General features: G+C 73.4%; 17 protein-coding genes. 6 read left to right on the top strand and 11 right to left on the bottom strand.

Annotation, left to right across the window (positions count from 1 at the left end):
* Nucleotides 1-36: 36 nt before the first annotated feature.
* Nucleotides 37-1,932 (bottom strand): PhoX family protein, encoded by a 1,896-nt coding sequence (locus tag DEJ51_RS09680; RefSeq protein ID WP_150257233.1) that lies wholly within the window; start codon nucleotides 1,930-1,932, stop codon nucleotides 37-39.
* A 792-nt stretch (nucleotides 1,933-2,724) separates the two neighbouring features.
* On the opposite strand from DEJ51_RS09680, the gene yaaA reads away from it, so the two are divergent.
* Nucleotides 2,725-3,528, top strand: coding sequence for a peroxide stress protein YaaA (yaaA, locus tag DEJ51_RS09675; RefSeq protein ID WP_150257232.1), 804 nt, complete (start codon nucleotides 2,725-2,727; stop codon nucleotides 3,526-3,528).
* 120 nt (nucleotides 3,529-3,648) lie between these two features.
* Here the strand turns inward: yaaA and DEJ51_RS09670 are convergent, their stop codons facing one another.
* The gene (locus DEJ51_RS09670; protein WP_150257231.1) at nucleotides 3,649-4,401 is read right to left on the bottom strand and encodes a bifunctional DNA primase/polymerase; all 753 of its coding nucleotides are present in this window, start codon (nucleotides 4,399-4,401) and stop codon (nucleotides 3,649-3,651) included.
* 170 nt (nucleotides 4,402-4,571) lie between these two features.
* The gene (locus DEJ51_RS09665; RefSeq protein ID WP_150257230.1) at nucleotides 4,572-5,183 is read right to left on the bottom strand and encodes a TetR/AcrR family transcriptional regulator; all 612 of its coding nucleotides are present in this window, start codon (nucleotides 5,181-5,183) and stop codon (nucleotides 4,572-4,574) included.
* Between the two features lie 80 nt (nucleotides 5,184-5,263).
* Here DEJ51_RS09665 and ddaH point away from each other — a divergent pair, with 80 nt between their 5' ends.
* Entirely contained in the window at nucleotides 5,264-6,136 is an 873-nt protein-coding gene (gene ddaH, locus DEJ51_RS09660) for a dimethylargininase (protein ID WP_352338090.1), read from the top strand.
* Between the two features lie 6 nt (nucleotides 6,137-6,142).
* On the opposite strand, the gene DEJ51_RS09655 is transcribed toward ddaH, so the two are convergent.
* Together DEJ51_RS09655 and DEJ51_RS09650 are read right to left on the bottom strand one after the other, a co-directional pair.
* The gene (locus DEJ51_RS09655; RefSeq protein ID WP_150257228.1) at nucleotides 6,143-7,141 is read right to left on the bottom strand and encodes a small ribosomal subunit Rsm22 family protein; all 999 of its coding nucleotides are present in this window, start codon (nucleotides 7,139-7,141) and stop codon (nucleotides 6,143-6,145) included.
* Nucleotides 7,142-7,260: 119 nt separating this feature from the next.
* The gene (locus tag DEJ51_RS09650) at nucleotides 7,261-8,586 is read right to left on the bottom strand and encodes a multidrug effflux MFS transporter (RefSeq protein ID WP_150257227.1); all 1,326 of its coding nucleotides are present in this window, start codon (nucleotides 8,584-8,586) and stop codon (nucleotides 7,261-7,263) included.
* A 108-nt stretch (nucleotides 8,587-8,694) separates the two neighbouring features.
* Here DEJ51_RS09650 and DEJ51_RS09645 point away from each other — a divergent pair, with 108 nt between their 5' ends.
* From DEJ51_RS09645 to DEJ51_RS09635, 3 genes are all read left to right on the top strand, one after another.
* Nucleotides 8,695-9,456: an SDR family oxidoreductase gene (locus tag DEJ51_RS09645; RefSeq protein WP_150257226.1), complete on the top strand. Its 762-nt coding sequence runs from the start codon at nucleotides 8,695-8,697 to the stop codon at nucleotides 9,454-9,456.
* 64 nt (nucleotides 9,457-9,520) lie between these two features.
* Nucleotides 9,521-10,384 (top strand): PhzF family phenazine biosynthesis protein, encoded by an 864-nt coding sequence (locus DEJ51_RS09640; protein ID WP_150257225.1) that lies wholly within the window; start codon nucleotides 9,521-9,523, stop codon nucleotides 10,382-10,384.
* A gap of 73 nt (nucleotides 10,385-10,457) precedes the next feature.
* Nucleotides 10,458-11,021: a GNAT family N-acetyltransferase gene (locus tag DEJ51_RS09635; protein ID WP_150257224.1), complete on the top strand. Its 564-nt coding sequence runs from the start codon at nucleotides 10,458-10,460 to the stop codon at nucleotides 11,019-11,021.
* Nucleotides 11,022-11,071: 50 nt separating this feature from the next.
* On the opposite strand, the gene efeU is transcribed toward DEJ51_RS09635, so the two are convergent.
* The 6 genes from efeU to DEJ51_RS09605 all read right to left on the bottom strand — a co-directional run bounded on the left by efeU (nucleotide 11,072) and on the right by DEJ51_RS09605 (nucleotide 17,979).
* Nucleotides 11,072-11,929: an iron uptake transporter permease EfeU gene (gene efeU / locus DEJ51_RS09630; protein ID WP_150257223.1), complete on the bottom strand. Its 858-nt coding sequence runs from the start codon at nucleotides 11,927-11,929 to the stop codon at nucleotides 11,072-11,074.
* 26 nt (nucleotides 11,930-11,955) lie between these two features.
* Nucleotides 11,956-13,230: an iron uptake transporter deferrochelatase/peroxidase subunit gene (efeB, locus tag DEJ51_RS09625; RefSeq protein WP_150257222.1), complete on the bottom strand. Its 1,275-nt coding sequence runs from the start codon at nucleotides 13,228-13,230 to the stop codon at nucleotides 11,956-11,958.
* 31 nt (nucleotides 13,231-13,261) lie between these two features.
* Nucleotides 13,262-14,413, bottom strand: coding sequence for an iron uptake system protein EfeO (gene efeO, locus DEJ51_RS09620; protein WP_150257221.1), 1,152 nt, complete (start codon nucleotides 14,411-14,413; stop codon nucleotides 13,262-13,264).
* 188 nt (nucleotides 14,414-14,601) lie between these two features.
* The gene (locus DEJ51_RS09615) at nucleotides 14,602-15,429 is read right to left on the bottom strand and encodes a heme ABC transporter ATP-binding protein (RefSeq protein ID WP_150261799.1); all 828 of its coding nucleotides are present in this window, start codon (nucleotides 15,427-15,429) and stop codon (nucleotides 14,602-14,604) included.
* Between the two features lie 116 nt (nucleotides 15,430-15,545).
* Nucleotides 15,546-16,922, bottom strand: a complete 1,377-nt coding sequence (locus tag DEJ51_RS09610; RefSeq protein ID WP_411757298.1) for an iron chelate uptake ABC transporter family permease subunit — start codon at nucleotides 16,920-16,922, stop codon at nucleotides 15,546-15,548.
* Between the two features lie 40 nt (nucleotides 16,923-16,962).
* A complete protein-coding gene (locus DEJ51_RS09605; RefSeq protein ID WP_150257219.1) occupies nucleotides 16,963-17,979 on the bottom strand; it encodes a hemin ABC transporter substrate-binding protein in 1,017 nt (338 codons plus the stop codon).
* 115 nt (nucleotides 17,980-18,094) lie between these two features.
* Between DEJ51_RS09605 and DEJ51_RS09600 the strand changes: the two genes are divergently transcribed.
* Nucleotides 18,095-19,507 (top strand): HtaA domain-containing protein, encoded by a 1,413-nt coding sequence (locus DEJ51_RS09600; protein ID WP_150257218.1) that lies wholly within the window; start codon nucleotides 18,095-18,097, stop codon nucleotides 19,505-19,507.
* The last annotated feature ends 23 nt before the right edge of the window (nucleotides 19,508-19,530 follow it).

Here is a 19,530-nt window from a genome sequence, read left to right as displayed (position 1 = left end):
TACTGCCATAGGTGAGGGTTCGGGCGGTGGCGGCGCTCAGCGCGCGCCGATGACGCCGCCGTCCGTGCGGCGGACGACGACCGTGGCCGAGCGGGGACGGCCCGCCGGGTCGCGGTCGGGCCAGTCGCTGACGGCCCGCGGGTTCTCCGGCGTGGGCTCCCCCCAGGCCGCCGTGCGCTCTCCCGGGTGCTGGATGCTGACGAACATCGTCCGCATGTCCGGGGTGAGCACGGCCGCGGTGACCTCCGCGCCCCGCGGCGCGGTCAGGAAGCGCCGGACCTCGCCGCGCGGTGCGACGACCAGCACCGCGTTGTTGCCGAGGTCCTTGTGGTCCGCCTGGCTCACCGCGTGGTTGGAGATCCCGGTCTGGATCCACAGCCGTCCGGCGGCGTCGAACGTCAGGCCCTTCGGCGAGCCGAACGTCCCGGCGCCGGGCAGCACGCCCTCGCCCTGCGCCTGATCGCCGCCGAGCACGACGACGTCCCAGCTGAAGCCGTCGTGCGCGCCGGCACCGTCTTCCTCCCGCCAGCGGACGACGTGCCCGTACGGGTTGGTGTCACGGGGGCTGCCGGAGCCCTGGCCGGGGTGATGGCCGCCGGTGCCGTTGGCCAGTGCGCAGTACACGTCCCGGCTGTTCGGGCCGACGGTGATCTGCTGGGGCCGGTCGAGGCTCGTGGCACCGAGGGCGTCGGCGGCCTCCCGGGCCCGCAGCAGGACGTCGGCCTGGTCCCGCCATCCCAGCGCCGTCGTGAGCGGCCCCTGTCCGTGCGACAGCGGCAGCCAGCGGCCGGTGCCGTCCTCCCCGAAGCGCGCCACGTGGAGGGTGCCGTGGTCCAGCGGACTGCGTCCCCTCGACCGGTGTGCCTTCCACGGGCCGTCGCCCACGAACTTGTACAGGTAGCCGCCGTCCTGGTCGTCGCCGCCGTAGACGACGGCCCGCCCGCCCGATTCGGTCACCGCCGCCGAGGAGTGGTTGAAGCGGCCGAGAGCGGTCCGCTTGACCGGGGTGCGGTGCGCGGCGAAGGGGTCGATCTCCACGACCCAGCCGTAGCGGTGCGGCTCGTTGCCGTTTACGGCGAGGTCGAAGCGCGGATCCGCCTCGTGCCACCGCTTCCCGTGGCCGTTCGCGCTGAGCCCGTAGCGGCGCTGGGTGCGCGTCGGCTGCCAGGAGGGGTCGGCCGTACCGAACCACGCGTTCGTGTTCTCCTCGCAGGCCAGGTACGTGCCCCAGGGCGTCACCCCGTACCCGCTGTTGCTCAGGGTGCCCGCCGCCGGGCGTCCGGTCCGCAGCGCCGGGTGGTCCGCCCCGACCGGCCCGGAGAAGGTGACGGGGCTGGTGCCGGTGATCCGCGCGTTGCGCCGCGAGTCGAGGACGCGCCAGCTGCCGCGCCCGGTCAGCTCGACCTCCAGAACGCTGACGCCCTGGGCGGCGAGCTCCTTGGCGACCCGGTCCCCGGCCGGTGCACCGGTGCCCGCGTCGTGGTGCAGCAGGGCGGGGTCCGCGGACTCGTGGTTGATCACGAGCATGCCGCGGCGGCTGCCCTCCGGGCCGCGGTGCAGCGGGAAGAAGTGCGTTCCGCTGTGGTGGGACCCGATCTGCAGGGCCTGGTCGGCGGCGGAGCCGGAGCCGTCCTTGCGCCATGCCGGACCGCCCGCGCGTATGGGCTGCCCCCACGGCGCGAGCGTCTGCGCCGTGTAGCCCGCGGGCAGGGTGACCGCGTCGGCGTCGCCGGCCGGTACGGCGGTGAAGCCGAGCTCCGCGGTGTCCGGTCCCGCCCCGCCCGGACCGGTGCCGGTCCGGACCCGGGCCGATGCCGGGGACGCGGAGAGGCCGGCCGCCGCCACCGCGAGGGCGCCGGAGAGCAGCACGTTCCGCCGGGACATCCGGGCGGCGACCACGTCCGTGAAAGACGGGCTCGGGTGAGGGGACATAGGGCATGGCTCCTGACTGGGCGAGCGGGAGAAGGGGACGCCGGAACGAGCGGGGAGAGGGGGGCGCGGCCGGCTGTGGAGGCGGTCCCGGCCAGCGGATCTCGTACGGCGAACTGCGAAGACCCTAGGGCAGATTCGAGCCACGACCGGGTGTCCCAGGGCGTCCCACCGGCCCCGACGCGGGTCCGGGACGGCGGGCGGGCCCGTGCGGCGGGCAGGCCGTGACCGGGGTGCAGGGGATCCGGGGCGCACGGTCCGGTGGCCCGCGACCTGCCTGTCCCGAGACGTTCCCGGCGGCCGTGGGACGGTGAAGAGGCCCACGGAGCGGCCGGATCGCCCGGTGACGCCGCCGGACACGGCCGTGATCGCCGCGGGCGCAGCCCCGGGCCGGACGGTGCATGACGATGCGTCATGTCCCGTGCGTCACAGGTGGGGTGTGTCCGCCGGGCGTTTCACGGTACAGGAACCGGGCGGCGGCACCGTCACCGTCAGCGCCCGGAGCGGTGGCCGGCGCACCGGGTGCGGGTGGCGCTCGGGCCGGGCCCCGGGTCTCCGCCTCGGCGGCAGCCTCCCGGACCGTTCGGCAGGCGCTCCCGCGATCCCGTGAGGACCGGCTGCCACGGCCCTGGTCACGCCTGGCGTGATCATGCCGGGTGCCGGGTGCCGGGTGCCGGGTGCCGGGTGCCGGCCTGCGGCTTGCGGGCCGCGTACGAGGGCCGGGGTGGTTGCCGGGCCGTCTACCCTGATTCGGGGGCCGCACCCCCTGCGACGTCGTTCCGAAGGAGATCCACCGTGCTCGTGCTGCTGCCGCCGTCCGAAGGAAAGGCCGCCGGCGGCTCCGGCGCACCCCTGAAGCCGGAGGCGCTCTCGCTGCCCGGTCTGGCCCCGGCCCGTGCGGCGGTGCTGGAAGAGCTGGTCGAGCTGTGCGCGGCGGACGAGCTGAAGGCGCGCGAGGTGCTGGGCCTGAGCGAGGGCCTGCGCGGCGAGGTCGCCAAGAACGCGGAGCTGCGGACGGCCGGGGCGCGGCCGGCGGGCGAGATCTACACGGGCGTCCTCTACGACGCGCTCGGTCTGGCCGACCTGCCCGCGGCGGCACGGGCATCGGCCGAGGAAGCGCTGCTCGTCTTCTCGGGGCTGTGGGGTGCGGTCCGGGTCACCGACGCGATCCCCTCGTACCGCTGCTCGATGGGGGTGAAGCTGCCCGGGCTGGGCGCGCTCGGCGCGTACTGGCGGGGGCCGATGGCGGAGGTCATGCCGGAGGCGGCCGGGGACGGGCTGGTGCTGGACCTGCGGTCGGCGGCGTACGGGGCGGCGTGGAAGCCGAAGGGCGAGGTGGCGGGGCGGACCGCGACGGTCCGGGTGCTGCACGCGCAGATCGTGGACGGAGTGGAGAAGCGGTCGGTGGTGAGCCACTTCAACAAGGCGACCAAGGGGCGGCTGGTACGGGACCTGCTGCTGGCGGGGGCCGCGCCGGCTTCGCCCGCCGAGCTGGTCACGGCCCTGCGGGACCTGGGGTACGTGGTCGAGGCCGAGGCCCCCGCGAAGGCGGCGAAGGCCTGGTCCCTCGACGTGGTCGTGACGCAGATCCACCACTGACGCGGGGCGGGCGCTGCGGGTCCGCTGCCGGGGCGCCGGCGCCGGACCCCCGCACCTCAAACGCCGGCCGGGCTGAGGGGGCGGCTGGGCTGGAGGTGGCGGTGGGGGTTCCGGGGTGCTTCAGCCGCGGCCCAGGGGCCAGGCGACCGCTGCCGGGGCGCGGTCCGTGGTGCCGGCGTACTGGGCGCAGGCGTCCGTCAGCGTTTCCAGGAGGGTGAGCGGGTCCGGGAGGGCGTGTTCCATGCCCCGGATCCAGGTCACCGCCTGGTCACCGGGCAGGGCCGCCGGCGGGACCAGGACGTAGCTGCCGCGGCAGTGCCAGCGCAGGCCCGGGTGTTCGTCCATCGTCTCGGGGTGGCAGTCCAGTTCGCACGGCCACCACTCGTCCTCGTCCTCGGGGGTGCCGCGGGTGGCGGTGAAGAAGAGCATCCGGGCCTGTTCGCCGGTGCCGCCCGATTCCGCGACGGGGCCGACGTCGATCCCGGCCTCCAGCAGTCGCGCGAGGGCGGCGGTGCCGGCCTCCAGCGGGACGTCGAGTACGTCGTGGACCATGCCGGTCGCGGTGATGAAGTTGGCCTGGGGCTGGTTGCGTACCCAGCGTTCGACCTGTGCGCGGTCGGTGGTCGACTGGGTCTGCCAGGCGAAGGAGACGGGGTGCCGTGCGGGCGTCGGGCAGCCGATCCGGTCGCACGAACATCGGTAACCGGCGGGATGGGCGGCGGGGGCGAGCGGCAGGCCCGCGGCGGCCACGGCCAGGAGGAGCGCCTCGCGCTCGGCTCCGGGGTCCTCGGCGGTGGGTTTCTGCCGCCGGCGCAGCCACTGGGAAATCCTGCTCTGCTCGCCGCGTTTGACGCGGCCGGACTCAGACCCCATCTATCCCCTCACCTCACCGTATCCCCGGCGGACCAACCCATGGTCCCACCATCCTGAGCCCCGGGTGACCGCTCTTGACGACCGGGGGGTTGGAGATACCCGGCCGAAAACCCCCACATAACCGCAGAATCAGGCCAAATGTTCTCGGCCGGTCCGCGATTCCCTGCCCGCTATCGGGCGGTGACGTTGGCCACGCCGCCCAGCACCCGGTCCACGAGCGCGTCGGTGTAGGCGTGCGTCAGGGGCGCGGTGCGCATCAGCCAGCGGTAGGTGAGCGGGCCGACGAGCATCTCGACGGTGAGGCGCAGGTCCGCGTCCTGCGCGAGCCGGCCGGCCTCCCGGGCCGTGCGCAACCGCTCCTCGTACAGGGCGAGCTGCGGCTCCAGCAGCTGCTCGGTGAAGCGGGCGCCGAGTTCGGGGTCGGTGGCCCCGGCCGCGGTCAGGGCGCGCGTGGGGGCGTCGTACTTCTCGTCGTTGAACTGGTCGACCGTCGCCCGCAGGACGTGCTTCAGGTCGGCCGCGAGGTCCCCGGTGTCGGGGAAGCCGGCCCACTCGGCCTCCGTCGCCGCGTCGCCGAAGAGCGCCAGCGAGGCGTCGAGGAGGACGGCGGCCTTCGAGGGCCACCAGCGGTAGATGGTCTGCTTGCCGACGCCGGCGCGGGCCGCGATGGCCTCGATGGTCAGCTTGTCGTAGCCGACCTCCCCGACGAGGGCCAGCGAGGCGTCGAGGATGGCGCGTCGGGAGCGGTCGCTGCGGCGGGTGGCGTCCGGGGTCTTGGGCATGGCCCGAAAGTATCAAGCGAGACGTCTCGTCTTTTCAGAGGTTTGCGTAAACCACCCAATCAGTTCACTGTGCTGTCCAGGTGAAGGAGAGACGATTCTCTCCAGCACTCGTCCAGAGTCGTGAAAGTCGTGAGGAGCCTTCTTTGCGCAGAGACGCCACACCCCGGCGCTACCTGATGTGCCCACCCGCACATTTCAAGGTCACGTACTCCATCAACCCGTGGATGGATCCCACGAAACCGGTGGACCTGCCCCTCGCCCTGGCCCAGTGGGAGGACCTGAGGGACCGCTACCGCTCCCTCGGGCACATCGTCGAGACCCTCGACCCCGATCCCGCCCTGCCCGACATGGTCTTCGCGGCGAACGGCGCCCTCGTCGTCGACGGCCGGGTCCTCGGGGCCCGGTTCGCCTACCCGGAACGGACCGCCGAGGCCGAGCGGCACCGCGCATGGTTCCGCTCCGCCGGCTACACCGAGATCCACGAGCCGTCCCACGTCAACGAGGGCGAGGGGGACTTCGCGGTCACCGGCAACTACATCCTGGCCGGCCGGGGCTTCCGCTCCAGCCCGCTCTCGCACGCCGAGGCCCAGGAGTTCTTCGGCCGCCCGGTCATCGGCCTCGACCTGGTGGACCCGCGCTACTACCACCTGGACACGGCGCTCAGCGTCCTCGACGGCGACGAGATCATGTACTACCCGGACGCCTTCTCGCCCGGCAGCCAGGCGGTGCTCAGGCGGCTCTTCCCGGACGCCCTGATCGCCGACGGCCGGGACGCGGCCGCCCTCGGCCTGAACGCGGTCTCCGACGGCCTGCACGTCCTGCTCCCGCAGGCGGCGACCGGACTGCTGGAGCCGCTGCGGGACCGGGGGTTCGAACCGGTCCCGATGGACCTGGGCGAGCTGCTCAAGGGCGGCGGCAGCGTGAAGTGCTGTACCCAGGAGCTGCGGCCGTAGGTCCGGTCACGGTGCGGGGGGCCAGGCCCGGCCCCAGTCGGCGTCCCGGGCGGCCTTGTAGAGGTCGCCCTGGCGCTTGGTCACGTTGACCCGGGTCAGGCCGGTCCCCTCGGGGCCGCACAGCTCCAGCAGGACGAGCCCCTTCCGGATCTGCGGCTTCCGCGTGATCCGGGAGGCGGCCGGCTCCGTCGGGAAGCGGGTCGCGGCGACGTAGCTGAACTTCTCGTCCTCGTACGGGAGCGAGCCGCCCTTGACCTGCCGGTGCAGCGAGGACCGGCTGACCCGCGCCGAGAAGTGGCACCAGTCCTGGCCGACCTCGATCGGACAGGTCCCGTCGTGCGGGCACGGGGCGGCGATCCGCAGCCCGGCCCCGATCAGCTGGTCACGGGCCTCGCGGATGCGCAGGTACCCCTCGGGCGTGCCCGGCTCGATCAGCACCACGGCCTGCCCGGCCCGCGCCGCCTCGGCGACGACGGCCGTGCGCGCCGGCGCGGTCAGCTCGCCCAGTACGTACGACACGGTCACCAGGTCCGCGTCGGGGAGGGTCAGCCCCGAGCCGATGACGGCCCGCCGCCACGCCGCCTTGCGCAGCACCTCGGAAGTCGAGGCGGCCGCCAGTTCCCGCCCGAGCGCCAGGGCGGGCTCCGCCCAGTCCAGCACCGTGGTCTCCCGCGGGCCGTCCCAGGTGGCGTCCACCGCCCAGGTCGCGGCGCCCGTGCCGCCGCCGACGTCCACGTGCGAGCCCGGCGCCCAGTCGGGCGCGGCCTCGGCCAGTCCGTCGAGGGCGCCCCGGACGGCCTCGAAGGTGGCGGGCATCCGGTACGCCGCGTACGCCGCCACGTCGGAGCGGTCGCGCAGGACGGGCGCGTCGGTCGGGGTCTGCCCCCGGTAGCTGGCGATGAGCCGCTCGACGGCGGCGGTGGCCTGCTTCGGCGGGAGCCCGTCGAGCAGCCCGCCGAGCGTGCGGCGGAGGGTGTCGGCGGAGGTGGGGGCGGAGGCGTTCACCTGGGAAGTTTATGCCGCCGTTCCCGGGCCGCCGGTCCGGTCCGGCCCGGGAACGAGGAGGGACCGGGCCGGGGAAGGGGCGGGAGTGGGGCCGGGGGCCCGGCCCCCGGCCCCGCGCCTCAGGCGCCGGCGGGGCCGGATGCGTCGGCCGGCCCGGACGGGGTGGTCCGCCACGGGCGGCACAGGCCGAGGAAGGCGCTCAGGGCGAGCAGCGCACACGCCAGCTGGACCAGTGCCATCGGCACGGCCGTGTCCTCGCCCGCGATCCCCACCAGCGGCGAGGCGATCGCGCCGACCAGGAACGAGGAGGTGCCGAGCAGTGCGGAGGCCGATCCGGCCGCGTGCGGGGTCCGCATCAGGGCCTGCGCGTTGGTGTTCGGCAGCACCACGCCCATCGCCGACATCAGGACGAACAGGGCCGCGGCGATCGCGGTCAGCCCGACCTCCCCGAACACCCCGGTCGACATCAGCAGCAGGGCCACCGCAGCGGCCGTGATGATGCCGATCCCGACGGCCAGGACCTTGTCCAGGCTGACCCGGCCCACCAGCAGCTTGCCGTTGATCTGGCCGACGAGGATCAGGCCGACGGAGTTGAGCCCGAACAGCAGGGCGAAGGCCTGGGGCGAAGCACCGTAGATCTCCTGCACCACGAAGGGCGAGGCGGATATGTAGGAGAAGAGCACGGCGAAGGAGAAGCCGCCGGTCAGGGTGTAACCGGTGAAGACGCGGTCGCCGAGCAGCCCGCGCATGGTCCGCAGGGCGGCCCCTACACCGCCGGTGTGCCGCCGCTCGGGCGGCAGGGTCTCGCCGAGGCCGCGCCAGACCATCAGGGTGAGCACCGTGCCGACGACGGTGAGCACGACGAAGACCCCGCGCCAGTCGGCGAAGCGCAGCACCTGGCCGCCGATGAGCGGGGCGATGATCGGGGCGGCCCCGGATATGAGCATCAGGGTGGAGAAGAAGCGGGCCATCTCGACGCCGTCGTACAGGTCGCGCACGACGGCCCGGGCGATGACGATCGCGGCGGCACCGGCCAGGCCCTGGAGCAGCCGGAAGGAGATCAGCAGCTCGGCGGTCGGGGCGAGCGCGCAGATCGCGGTGGCCAGGACGTAGACGACCATGCCGGCGAGCAGGGGGCGGCGGCGGCCCCACTTGTCGCTCATCGGGCCGATGACGAGCTGGCCCAGGGCCATGCCGGCGAGGCAGGCGGTGAGGGTGAGCTGGATGGTGGCGGCCGGGCTGTTCAGGACGTCGGTGACCTGGGGCAGGGCCGGCAGGTACATGTCCATGGACAGCGGGGGGAGGGCGGTGAGCCCGCCGAGTATGAAGGTGACCAGAAGCCCCGTGCGGCGTGCGGCCGTCAGGGGCGCCGTGGTGGCGGGGGCGGAGGGCGATTCGGGCGACGAGTCGTGCGAGGCGGCCGTCGCGGGGCCTCTCTCCGACATGCGGAACTCCAGTCTTTTCATCTGATCTACGCACCCCTGACCGACCCATGCTCTCAGCAATCGGAACGTCCGGGGAACGGGGCGCCGTGTGACGTACCCTGCGGCCCCATGGACGAAAGTACGAAGAAGATCGCCCTGGTCACCGGCGCCGGCTCCGGGATCGGCCGCTCCGTGGCACTGACCCTGGCCGCCGCGGGCTGGGCCGTGGCCGTGGCCGGCCGCCGCACCGAGCCGCTGGAGGAGACCGCCGAGGCCGCCGGGGAGGGCGCCGACGTGCTGTGCGTACGGGCGGACGTGAGCGACCCGGACGACGTGACTGCTCTGTTCGAGTCGGTCCGGGCCCGGTACGGACGCCTCGACCTGCTCTTCAACAACGCGGGCACCTTCGGACCGGGCGGCGTCCCGCTGGAGGACATCAGCTACGAGGACTGGCGCTCGGTCGTCGACGTCAACCTCACCGGCGCCTTCCTGTGCGCACAGGCCGCCTTCCGGCAGATGAAGCGGCAGGACCCGCAGGGCGGCCGCATCGTCAACAACGGCTCCATCTCGGCGCACGTGCCGCGCCCCCACTCCATCGCCTACACCGCGACCAAGCACGCGATGACCGGCCTGACCAAGTCGCTGTCGCTGGACGGGCGGCCCTACCGGATCGCCTGCGGCCAGATCGACATCGGCAACGCGGCGACCGAGATGACCGAGCGGATGCAGACCGGCATCCTCCAGGCCAACGGACAGCTGGCCGTCGAGCCGGTGATGGACGCCGCCGACGTGGCGCGCACGGTCCTGCACATGGCGGAGCTCCCGCTGGAGGCGAACGTGCAGTTCGCCACGGTGATGGCCACCTCGATGCCGTACATCGGGCGCGGCTGAGGCACGCGGGATCCACTGCCGAAACGCATTGCCACGCCGCGGGGACGCGGTCGATCATGATCGTATGACCGACACCGAGGTACTGCGCTACACCGCCTTCTCCCACGACCCGGACGGTGGCAACCCCGCCGGGGTCGTGCTCGACGCCGCCGGACTGGACGAGAGCGCCATGCTGGAGATCGCCGCCGGGCTGGGCTACAGCGAGTCGGCCTTCCTGACCGCCCCGCCCGAGGGTCTCGGCGGTGAGGAGGGCCGGTCCTTCACCGTGCGCTACTTCAGCCCCAAGGCGGAGGTCCCCTTCTGCGGGCACGCGACCGTGGCCACGGCCGTCGCGCTGGGCGAGCGGATCGGGCCGGGGGAGCTCCTCTTCGCCACCCGGGCGGGGACCGTACCGGTGTCCGTCACCGCGGAGGGCGGGCAGCTGCGGGCCACCCTCACCAGCGTCGAACCGCACTCCGAGGAGATCGCCGCCGCGGACCTCGCCGAGGCACTGGCCGCGCTGGACTGGCCCGAGACCGACCTGGACCCGCAGTTCCCGCCGGCGATCGCCTACGCCGGGGCCCGGCACCTCGTGCTCGGCGCCCGCACCCGGGCCCGGCTCGCGGACCTGGCCTACGACTTCGCCCGGCTGGAGGCCCTGATGCGGCGCCTGGACCTCACCACGGTCCAGCTGGTGCACCGGGCCGGCCCGGCGGAGTTCCACGTACGCGACCCCTTCCCGGTGGGCGGCGTGGTCGAGGACCCCGCGACGGGAGCGGCGGCGGCCGCCTTCGGGGCGTACGCCCGCGAGCGCGGCCTCGTCCCGGCGGACGCCGTGCTCACCCTCCACCAGGGAACGGACATGGGCCGCCCCGGGGTGCTCACCGTGGAACTGCGCGAGGGCGACCCGCGCGTGCGGGTGAGCGGTGCGGGAGTCCGGATCCCGTGAGCGGAGCCACCGGCCCGGGTCCCCGGGGCAGCGCCCCGCGCCCCGCTCCTCGAACGTCGCGGGGGCCGGGCTCGTGAGGGTGGCCGGATGGGCCGAGGCGGAGCTGCCCGCAGGGCTGGCGCGGCAGGTCGCGGAGCTGGAGGACACGGCGTGGCCGGGGGCCGAGCCCGGGCACGACCCGGCCCTGGCCCCGCGGGCCCTGCTCCTGCTGGCCGAGGACGGCACCGTGGCCGCCTCGCTGGCCCTGCTGTTCAAGGAGATCCGGCTCGCGGGGCGTACCTACCGCGCGGCCGGGCTGAGCGCGGTCGTGACGCGGGCCGCACTGCGCGGCCGCGGCCTCGGCGGCCGGCTGGTGGCGGCCGCCCGCGCCGAACTGGCGGCCGACCCGGCCGTGGACCTGGCGGTGTTCAGCTGCGACCGGCCCCTGGCGGCCTTCTACGAGGCGGCCGGCTTCGAAGTGCTGCCCGGCACGGTCCTGGTGGGCGGGACCCCGGACGATCCCCTGGCCACCGACGCCCCCGGCTTCGACAAGGTGGTGCTCGCGGCCTTCTTCACGGACGGCCCCGGCCGGGACCGCGCCGCCTTCACGGGCGTCCGCGTCCCGCTCCACCCCGGAGACACCGACAGGCTGTGGTGACGGGCCCGAAAGCCCCTCACCCCGGCCTGCGGGCGGCCTCCGCCCGGCGTTCAGCCCGCCGTCTTGGAGTCCGAGTCCGCGGGACGCACCTTCGGAGCGGCCGCCGGACGGCCGCGGTCGACGAGGAACAGCGTCAGCACGGGCACCAGGTACAGCAGCCACACCGTCAGCTGGAGGACGGTCGGGTCGGGCTGGAAGTTGAACACGCCCTTGAGCAGGGTCCCGTACCAGCTGTCCGGCGGGATCGTCTCGCTGATGTCGAAGGCCTTGTCGCCCAGGCCGCCCAGGAAGCGGGCCTCCTGGAGGTCGTGCACCCCGTACGCGAGCACGCCCGCGGCCACGACCACCAGCATGGCGCCGGTCCACTTGAAGAACTTCGCCAGATTGATCTTCAGGGCGCCGCGGTAGAAGAGGTACCCGAGCACGATCGCCGTGGCGATGCCCAGCAGCACGCCGATCAGCGGCGCCGAGGAACCCTCGCCACTGGCCCGTACCGACGCCCACACGAACAGCGCCGTCTCCAGGCCCTCCCGGCCGACCGCCAGGAAAGCGGTGGCGACCAGCGCACCGGTGCCCATGGCGAGCGCCGCGTCGAGCTTGCCGTGCAGCTCGGCCTTCAGATGCCGCGCGGTGCGCTTCATCCAGAAGACCATCCACGTCACCAGACCCACGGACAGGATCGACAGGGTGCCGCCGAGCAGCTCCTGCGCCTCGAAGGTCAGCTCCTGGGTGCCGAATTCGAGCATCGCGCCGAAGGTGAGGGAGAGCGCGCAGGCGATCGCGATGCCCAGCCACACGGGACGCAGGGCGTCCCGGCGCTCGGTCTTCACCAGGTACGCGACGAGGATGCAGACGACCAGGCTGGCCTCCAGCCCCTCGCGCAGGCCGATCAGATAGTTGCCGAACACGGCGGTGGTTCCTCTCCGGCGGGGACTTACGCGAACAGCGTCCGGCCCCACCAGTCGTCCTTGTCGCGGACGCCCGGCGGGACGGCGAAGACGGCCGAACCCACGTGCTGGATGTATTCGTTGAGGACGTCGGACCGGGCCAGATTGCGCTGGATCGGGATGAAGCCCTTGCGTATGTCGCGCTGGTAGGCGAGGAAGAACAGGCCCGCGTCCAGGCGGCCCAGTCCGTCCGTGCCGTCGGTGAAGGAGTAGCCGCGGCGCAGGATCGTCGCACCGTTGTTGGTGTCCGGGTGCGCGAGGCGCACGTGCGCCTCCGGCTTCATCGCCTTGAGGAAGGGCTCGTCGCGCTCCTTGGACTTGCCGACGGGCGCGCCCTCGCCCTTGTCGCGGCCGAAGATGTCCTCCTGCTCCTGGAGCGGGGTCCGGTCCCAGGTCTCGATGTTCATCCGGATCCGGCGCGCCACCAGGTACGAGCCGCCGGTCAGCCAGTCGCTGCCGTCGCCCGCGCCGACCCACACGTGCTGGTCCAGGGCGGCCTTGTCGGTGCCGGAGATGTTCCGGGTGCCGTCCTTGAAGCCCATCATGTTGCGCGGGGTCTGCTCGTCGGGGGTGGTCGACGAGGTCTTGCCGAAGCCCAGCTGCGACCAGCGCATCGCGGTGCGGCCGAAGCCGATGCGGGCCAGCTGGCGGATCGCGTGAACCGCGACCTGCGGGTCGTCGGCGCATGCCTGGACACAGAGGTCACCGCCGGAACGGGCCGGGTCCAGGTTGTCGCCGGGGAACAGTTCCAGGTCCACCAGCGCCTCGGGGCGCTTGCCCTCCAGCCCGAACCGGTCCTTGGCGAACAGGCCCGGCCCGAAGCCGATGGTCAGGGTGAGCCGGGAGGCCTTGAGGCCCAGGGCCTCGCCGGTGTCGGTGGGCGGTGCCTCCGGCAGGCCCTCGTGGACGTCGCCGACCGGCAGACCCGCCGTCATCAGGCGGGCCGCCGCGGTCCACTCCTTGAGGAGCTTGACCAGTTCCGCGCGGTCCTTCGTCTTCACGTCGAAGGCGGCGAAATGCAGGCGGTCCTGCACGGCGCTCGCGATCCCGGCCTGGTGCTCGCCGTGGAAGGGCACGGCCGCGCCGGCGGACGCCGCCGAGACCATGTCCGAGCCGCCGCCGAAGGCCGCCGCCGCGCCGCCGGCCGCGGCGGCACCGAGCGCGAACCCGGCCCCGCCCCAGCCCAGCACCGCGCGTCGCGAGGGCGCGGAGGCGCCACCGGCTTCCTGAGACTGCTGCGCAGCCGCGTCCGACTCGCTCATCGTGTTCTCCTGCCTGCTTCCTGCCTGTCCGCTACTTGGTGACCGCGGCGGCGAGCTTGGAGAGGGGCTCGGCGAGCGCGTTCACGCCGTCCGAGAGCTCCTTGCGCTCCTGCTCACCGACCTTGTCGTAGGAGGTGAACTCGTAGGTGGCCTGGTCGACGCGGTACTTGTCGAGCAGGGTGTTCAGGGCCGCGAACTGGGTGTCCAGCTGCTTGACCAGCTCCGGGTCGTTCTTCGAGGCGATCGGCTTGAGCAGCTCGTACGCCTTCTGCGCGCCCTCGACGTTGGCCTTGAAGTCGACCAGGTCGGTGCGCGAGTAGCGCTCCTCCTCACCGGTGACCTTGCCGGTGGCGACCTCGTCCAGGAGCTCCTTGGCGCCGTTGGCGATCGAGGTCGGGGTGATCTCCGCCTGGCCGACCTTCTTCTGCCAGTCGGTGAGGTCCGTGATCAGGAGGTCGGCGAGCTCCTTCTCCCAGTCGCCGATCTTGTTGTCGGCCCACAGGGCCTTCTCCAGGCGGTGCCAGCCGGTCCAGTCCTTCGCCGGGTCCTGGCCGGCCTCCAGGCCGTCCTCGCGGACGTCCACCTTCGGGTCGATGTCGCCGAAGGACTCGGCGACCGGCTCGGTGCGCTCCCAGCCGATCCGGGAGGGGGCGTAGGCCTTCTTCGCGGCCTCGACGTCGCCGGCCTTGACCGCGTCCGCGAAGGCCTGCGCCTTGGGGAGGGTCTCCTCGGCCTGCTGGACCACGTACGCGCGGTAGGCGGCGACCGCGGCGTCCATCTCGGGGGAGCGCTTCTCCTCGCCGCCCTTGCCGGTGGCCTTGACGTCCTTGGCGATGCCGTCGCCCTTCATGCCGGGCTTGCAGACGATCTTGTAGTCGCCCGCCTTGATCTCGGCGGTGATGGAGGCCTTGGTGCCGGGGCCGATGTTCTCGCGCTCGGTCACGATGCGGGCGTCCGGGAAGAGGACGTAGACCTCGGTGACCTTGGACCCCTTGTTCTCGACGTCGATCTGCACCTTGCCGGACGGGAACTCCGTCTTCGACACGTCGCAGGCGCTGTCGGAGGCCACCACCTTGATCGCGTCGCTGCCGCCCGCGTCACTCTTCTGGGCGCAGCCGGTGACGGCGGTCAGTGCGGCCGCCACGGAGGCCGCGGCGATGACGGTGAGGCGGGCGGGGCGCATATGGGGGCTCCTGGCGTCGGACGAAGGGGCCGTCCCGAGGGGGAGAGGCCGATGAGGCGCACCTAACTTAACCGAGGCTTACCTCACCCATACCCCCTCGTACCGTGATTCAGGTCATACCTTTCGGCCACGGACACGCCCCTGTCACGGACCCTCCACGACAGCCCCATGGCACGGTCAAGCGGAGGTCAAGCCCGTACGGGAACCACCAGCGGGGCCCCGGTGCGCGGGTGCGGGAGGACCTCCACCGGTTGCCGGTATACCCGGCTCAGCAGCTCGCCCTCGAACACCTCGGCCGGTGGTCCGTCCGTGGCGATCCGCCCGTCGTGCAGGACGGCCGCCCGGTCCGCGTAGGCGGCGGCCAGCCCCAGGTCGTGCAGGACGACGACGACCGCGTCCCCGGCCGCGGCCCGCTCCCGGCAGATGCGCAGTACGAGCTCCTGGTGGCGCAGGTCGAGGGCGGCGGTCGGCTCGTCGAGCAGCAGCAGCGGGGCCCGCTGGGCCAGTACGCGGGCCAGCGCGACCCGGGCCCGCTCGCCGCCGGAAAGGGCGGAGAAGGGGCGTGCGGCGAAATCCGTGACCTCCGTGGCGGCCATGGCGAGGGCCACCGCCTCCTCGTCGGCGTCGGCGAAGGGGGTGCCGGCCCAGGGTGCGCGGCCCATCCGTACGACGTCCTCCACCGGGAACGGGAACGACAGCGCGGCCGACTGGGGGAGTACGGAGCGGCGCAGCGCCAGATCCGGGGCGCTCCAGTCGCCCACCGGGCGGCCGTCGATCCGGACCACCCCGGAGGCGGCGGGCAGGTCGGCGGCGAGTGCGCCCAGCAGCGTGGACTTGCCGGCACCGTTCGGGCCGACCAGCGCGAGCACCTCGCCGGCCCGGGCGGTCAGGTCGATCCCGGCGAGCACCTCGCGCTGCCCGAGCCGCAGGTGCAGGTCGACGGCCTCGGCGACCGCGGCGCCGGGGGCGGGGCGGGCGGGGACGGTCCTGCGTGAGCGGGTGAGCAGCCGGGTCAGCGGGTTGGCCGGGGGGCCTGCCGGGCTGCTCGTCGCCTCGTCGGACGGCCTGTCGGACGGCCTGTCGGACGGCTCGGCGAACGGCTTGCGGGAGGGCTTGCGGGACGGCTTGCTGGTCACGCCCAGCCTCCTTGCTTGCGGCGGGTGCGGCGCAGCAGCCAGAAGAAGAAGGGGCTGCCGAGCAGGGCGGTCAGTACACCGAGCGGCAGCTCGGCGGGCTGGGCGAGGGTACGGGCGGCCAGGTCCCCGGCGACCAGGACGACGGCGCCGGCGAGGGCGCTGCCGGGGACCAGGAAGCGGTGGCCGGGTCCGTTGGCCATGCGCAGCAGGTGCGGGACGAGCAGGCCGATGAAGGTGATGACGCCGGCCACGGCGACGGCCGCGGCGGTGAGCAGCGCGACGACCAGGATGAGGGAGAGGCGCAGCCGTTCGACGTCGATGCCGAGGTGGCGGGCCGGGCGCTCGCCGAGGGAGAGGAGGTCGAGGCGGCGGGAGTAGAGGGGGGCGACCAGCAGGCCGGCGACGGCGCAGGGCAGGACGGCGAGGACCTTGGGCCAGGTGGCCTGGGCGAGGGAGCCGAGCTGCCAGAAGGTGATCTGGTTGACCTGGCCGCTGTCCGCGAAGAAGACGAACAGGCCGATGAGGGCGCCGGCGAAGGCGTTGACGGCGATGCCGGTCAGGATGAGGGTGACGACCTCCGTCTTCCCGCCGTTGCGGGAGAGGAGGTAGACCGAGCTGACCGTGATCAGACCGGCGACGAACGCGCAGACGGTGATCGTCCAGTTGCCGAAGAAGCTCAGGCCGAGGCCGATGGCGGCGACCGCGCCGACGGCGGCGCCGGCCGAGATGCCGATGACGCCGGGCTCGGCGAGGGGGTTGCCGAAGACGCCCTGCATGAGCGCGCCCGCGCAGCCGAGGCTGGCGCCGACGAGGAGCGCGAGCACGACGCGGGGGAGGCGGACGTTCCACAGCACGCTCTCGCCGACCCGGTCGAGGGGGGCTCCGCCGAGGCCGAGGTGGTGCCGGACGGAGCCGAGGACGTCCGTGAGGGGGATGTCGTAGGCGCCGACTCCTGCGGAGAGCAGGGCGAGGAGGGCGAGGGTGGTGACGAGGGCGGCGGTGAGCAGGGCGGGTCTGGGGCTCCGCTTGCGCGGCACGGCTGTCGCTGTCGCTGTCGCTGTCGCTGTCGCTGTCGCTGTCGTTGCGGGCGCGGGCGCGGGCGCGGGCTCGGTCCGGGCGGGGCCGGGGCCGGGGTCGGCGGAGGTTCCGACGGGGCCGGGCGCGCGCCGGGGCGTCTCCTCGGACGCCGAACGTGATGAGGGGTCGGGACGCTCGGCGGCAGTGCGTTCGGCGCCCTGCGGGGATCGCCCCGACACACCCCCGGCCCCGTCGGAACCTGGCGGGGTCGGGGTGCGGGGTGTGCCTTCGTGCGCCGGGGCGCCCCCGGTTCCGTCGGCGGTGGGTGGTGTCGCCTGGGGGGTCTTGGGCTCCATGCCGGGAGCGGTCCTTGCTTCGGGGTCGTGGAGGGTCACCTCAGGCGGCCTTGTCGTAGAGCTGGGTGACCAGGGAGGAGAGGACCTGGTCGGTGCGGGGGCCGTAGTTGAGCAGGACGCCGTCGTCGACAGTGACCACCCGGCGGTCCATGCCGGCCGGGGTCTGGGCGACGCCCGGGATCTTCACCAGGCCGTCGATTCCGCCGACGGATTCGAGGCCCTTGGACATGACGAGGATCGCATCGGGCGCGGCGGCGGCCAGGGCCTCGCTGGTGATCGGGGTGAAGTCCTTGCCGAGGCCGGAGTCCTTGCCGGTGTCGACCGCGCCGGCCGCCTCCAGCAGTGACGCGGCGCCGGAGTCCGAACCGCCCAGCAGATAGACGGAGGCGGTGCCGCGCAGGTAGAGGAAGGCCACCCGGGGCTTCTTGCCGGAGGCGGTGGCCGGGATGTCCTTGCGGACGGCGGCGATCCGGTCGGCCGTGCGCTGGTTCAGCTGCGCGCCGGCCTCCTTGACGCCGAGCGCGGCGGCGACGGTGTCGATCCGCTTCGGTACGTCGTCCAGGGACTTGGCCGGGTCCACCACCAGGACGGGGACGCCGGCGTCCCGGATCTGCTGGATCGCTTCTCCGGGACCGCTGGTGGTCTCCGCGATGACGAGGGTCGGACGCAGGGACAGGACGCTCTCGGCGGAGACGTCGTGTCCACGTGTCACCACCGGCAGCTGGGCGGCCTGTTCGAAGGTGGCCGTGATGTCCCGGGCGACGACCTGCTTGCCGAGGCCCAGCGTGTGGACGATCTCGTTGAGACTGCCGCTCAGCGGGACGACCCGGTCCGCGGACGTGATCGTGACCTGGGTGCCGTCGACCGAGGGCACGGTGACCGGCAGGGCGGGCGCCGGCGCCGGGAGGGGTTCCAGCCGGTCCGGGACCGCGGCTGCGGTCGGGGCGGATGAGCCCGATGTGGTGGCCGTACCTCCGCAGGCCGTCAGCGCGAGTGCCAGTGCTGCCACGGCAACTGCGAGACGGGGAAAGCGGTGTGACGCGGCGGGCGTAGGCACGAAGGCACCGTCCTGATCGTCCGACTGAGGTTCTGGAGACCGGGGGGTGTTCAACCGGCCGGGGTTAGCTTAGGTTAGCCTAACCTTGCTCGCTAGACCTGAGGAGGGGGCGTTCATGCCCACGAGACCCGTCCGTACGTTCGCCGTCGCCCTGTTGGCGGCCCTGCTGGGCGCCCTGCTCCCGGCGACCGCCGCGCAGGCGGGCACCGTACAGGGGGGTCGGCTCGACTGGGGCATCAAATCGTCTTTCCAGAGTTATGTCACGGGTCCGGTGGCAAAAGGTGGTTTCAAGCTGAAGAGCGGTGCGGCCACCGTGGGCGGCAGCCTCTTCCGTTTCCACTCCGCGGCCGGCTCCTACGACCCCGACTCCGGCACCTTCGAGGCCTCCTACTCGGGCGGGGTGACCTTCCAGGGTCACCAGAAGCCCGACGGCGTCTACGAGCTGGACATGACCATCAGCCGCCCGACCGTCAAGATCTCCGGCGGCAAGGGCACGCTGTACGTGGACGTCTCCAGCAAGGCCAAGGACAGCGGCACGGTCACCAGCCAGTCGCAGGTCGCCTTCGCCTCGCTCGGCGTCGGCGGCATCAACATGAAGGGCGGCGCCAGCCCGCTGTCCCTGACCAACATCCCGGCCACCCTCACCGGGGAAGGCGCCAAGGCCTTCGCGGGCTACTACGGCGCCGGCACCCAGCTCGACCCCGTCTCGCTCTCCGCCGACGTCAAGGCCGCCCCGGCCGCCGTGCCCGCGCCCGCGCCGTCGGCGACGGCCGCGCAGCCGAGCGCCACCGCGCAGATCCCGCAGGCGCCGGGAGCCTTCGTCGACGCCGCCGTCGACTGGGGGGTGCGCCGCACCTTCCGCGAGTACGTCACCGGCTCGGTCGGCCAGGGCAAGTGGACCCTCGCCGAGGGTGCGCAGGACGGCGGCGCGCTGTTCCGCTTCCCGCAGGGCAAGGGCTCGTTCGACGGCACGAAAGGCGCTCTTGACGCCGCCTTCGCCGGTACGGTCCAGTTCACCGGCGCCCACCTGGACCTCACGCTCGGCAAGATGAGCGTGAAGGTGGAGAACGGCAAGGGCGTCCTGTCCGCGGACGTCACCACCGGCGGCGCGACGAAGAACGCCGTCCCGCTCGTGGAGTTCGACGCCACGGGCCTCAAGACCGAGGGCGGCCTGGCCACCCTGACTGAAGCCCCGGCCACCCTCACCGAGGGCGGCTCCCAGGCCTTCAACTCCATGTACAAGGCCGGCACCGAGATGGACCCCGTCTCGCTCGCCGTCGCACTGGACTCCACCGCCCAGCTGCCCGCCCTGCCCGACCTGGGCTCGACCGCCTCGCCCGCCCCCGCGTCCGCGTCGCCGTCCGCCGAGCCCGCCCCCGCCGCCAAGGCCGCCGAGTCCTCGGACGCGGGGCTCCTCGTCTCCCTCGCCGTGGCCGTCCTGGTCCTGGCCGGCGGCGGCACCTTCCTGGTGGTGCGCAAGCGCCGTACGGCAGCCGCCCCGGCCACGCCGACCGACGCGCCCCAGTAGCCACCCCCTTCACTCCCCTTTCC

Origin of the sequence: Streptomyces venezuelae (assembly GCF_008642275.1) — a bacterium.
In the GTDB taxonomy this organism is placed as follows: domain Bacteria; phylum Actinomycetota; class Actinomycetes; order Streptomycetales; family Streptomycetaceae; genus Streptomyces; species Streptomyces venezuelae_E.
This window is presented reverse-complemented; position numbering and strand designations above follow the sequence as displayed.

What these genes read in the sequence shown, in the direction of transcription:
- DEJ51_RS09680 (WP_150257233.1), bottom strand. Translation starts at nt 1,932, where the DNA reads ATGTCCCCTCACCCGAGCCCGTCTTTCACGGACGTGGTCGCCGCCCGG.
- DEJ51_RS09600 (WP_150257218.1), top strand. Translation starts at nt 18,095, where the DNA reads ATGCCCACGAGACCCGTCCGTACGTTCGCCGTCGCCCTGTTGGCGGCC.
- DEJ51_RS09650 (WP_150257227.1), bottom strand. Translation starts at nt 8,586, where the DNA reads ATGTCGGAGAGAGGCCCCGCGACGGCCGCCTCGCACGACTCGTCGCCC.
- DEJ51_RS09665 (WP_150257230.1), bottom strand. Translation starts at nt 5,183, where the DNA reads ATGCCCAAGACCCCGGACGCCACCCGCCGCAGCGACCGCTCCCGACGC.
- DEJ51_RS09670 (WP_150257231.1), bottom strand. Translation starts at nt 4,401, where the DNA reads ATGGGGTCTGAGTCCGGCCGCGTCAAACGCGGCGAGCAGAGCAGGATT.
- DEJ51_RS09640 (WP_150257225.1), top strand. Translation starts at nt 9,521, where the DNA reads ATGACCGACACCGAGGTACTGCGCTACACCGCCTTCTCCCACGACCCG.
- efeO (WP_150257221.1), bottom strand. Translation starts at nt 14,413, where the DNA reads ATGCGCCCCGCCCGCCTCACCGTCATCGCCGCGGCCTCCGTGGCGGCC.
- DEJ51_RS09645 (WP_150257226.1), top strand. Translation starts at nt 8,695, where the DNA reads ATGGACGAAAGTACGAAGAAGATCGCCCTGGTCACCGGCGCCGGCTCC.
- efeB (WP_150257222.1), bottom strand. Translation starts at nt 13,230, where the DNA reads ATGAGCGAGTCGGACGCGGCTGCGCAGCAGTCTCAGGAAGCCGGTGGC.
- DEJ51_RS09610 (WP_411757298.1), bottom strand. Translation starts at nt 16,922, where the DNA reads ATGGAGCCCAAGACCCCCCAGGCGACACCACCCACCGCCGACGGAACC.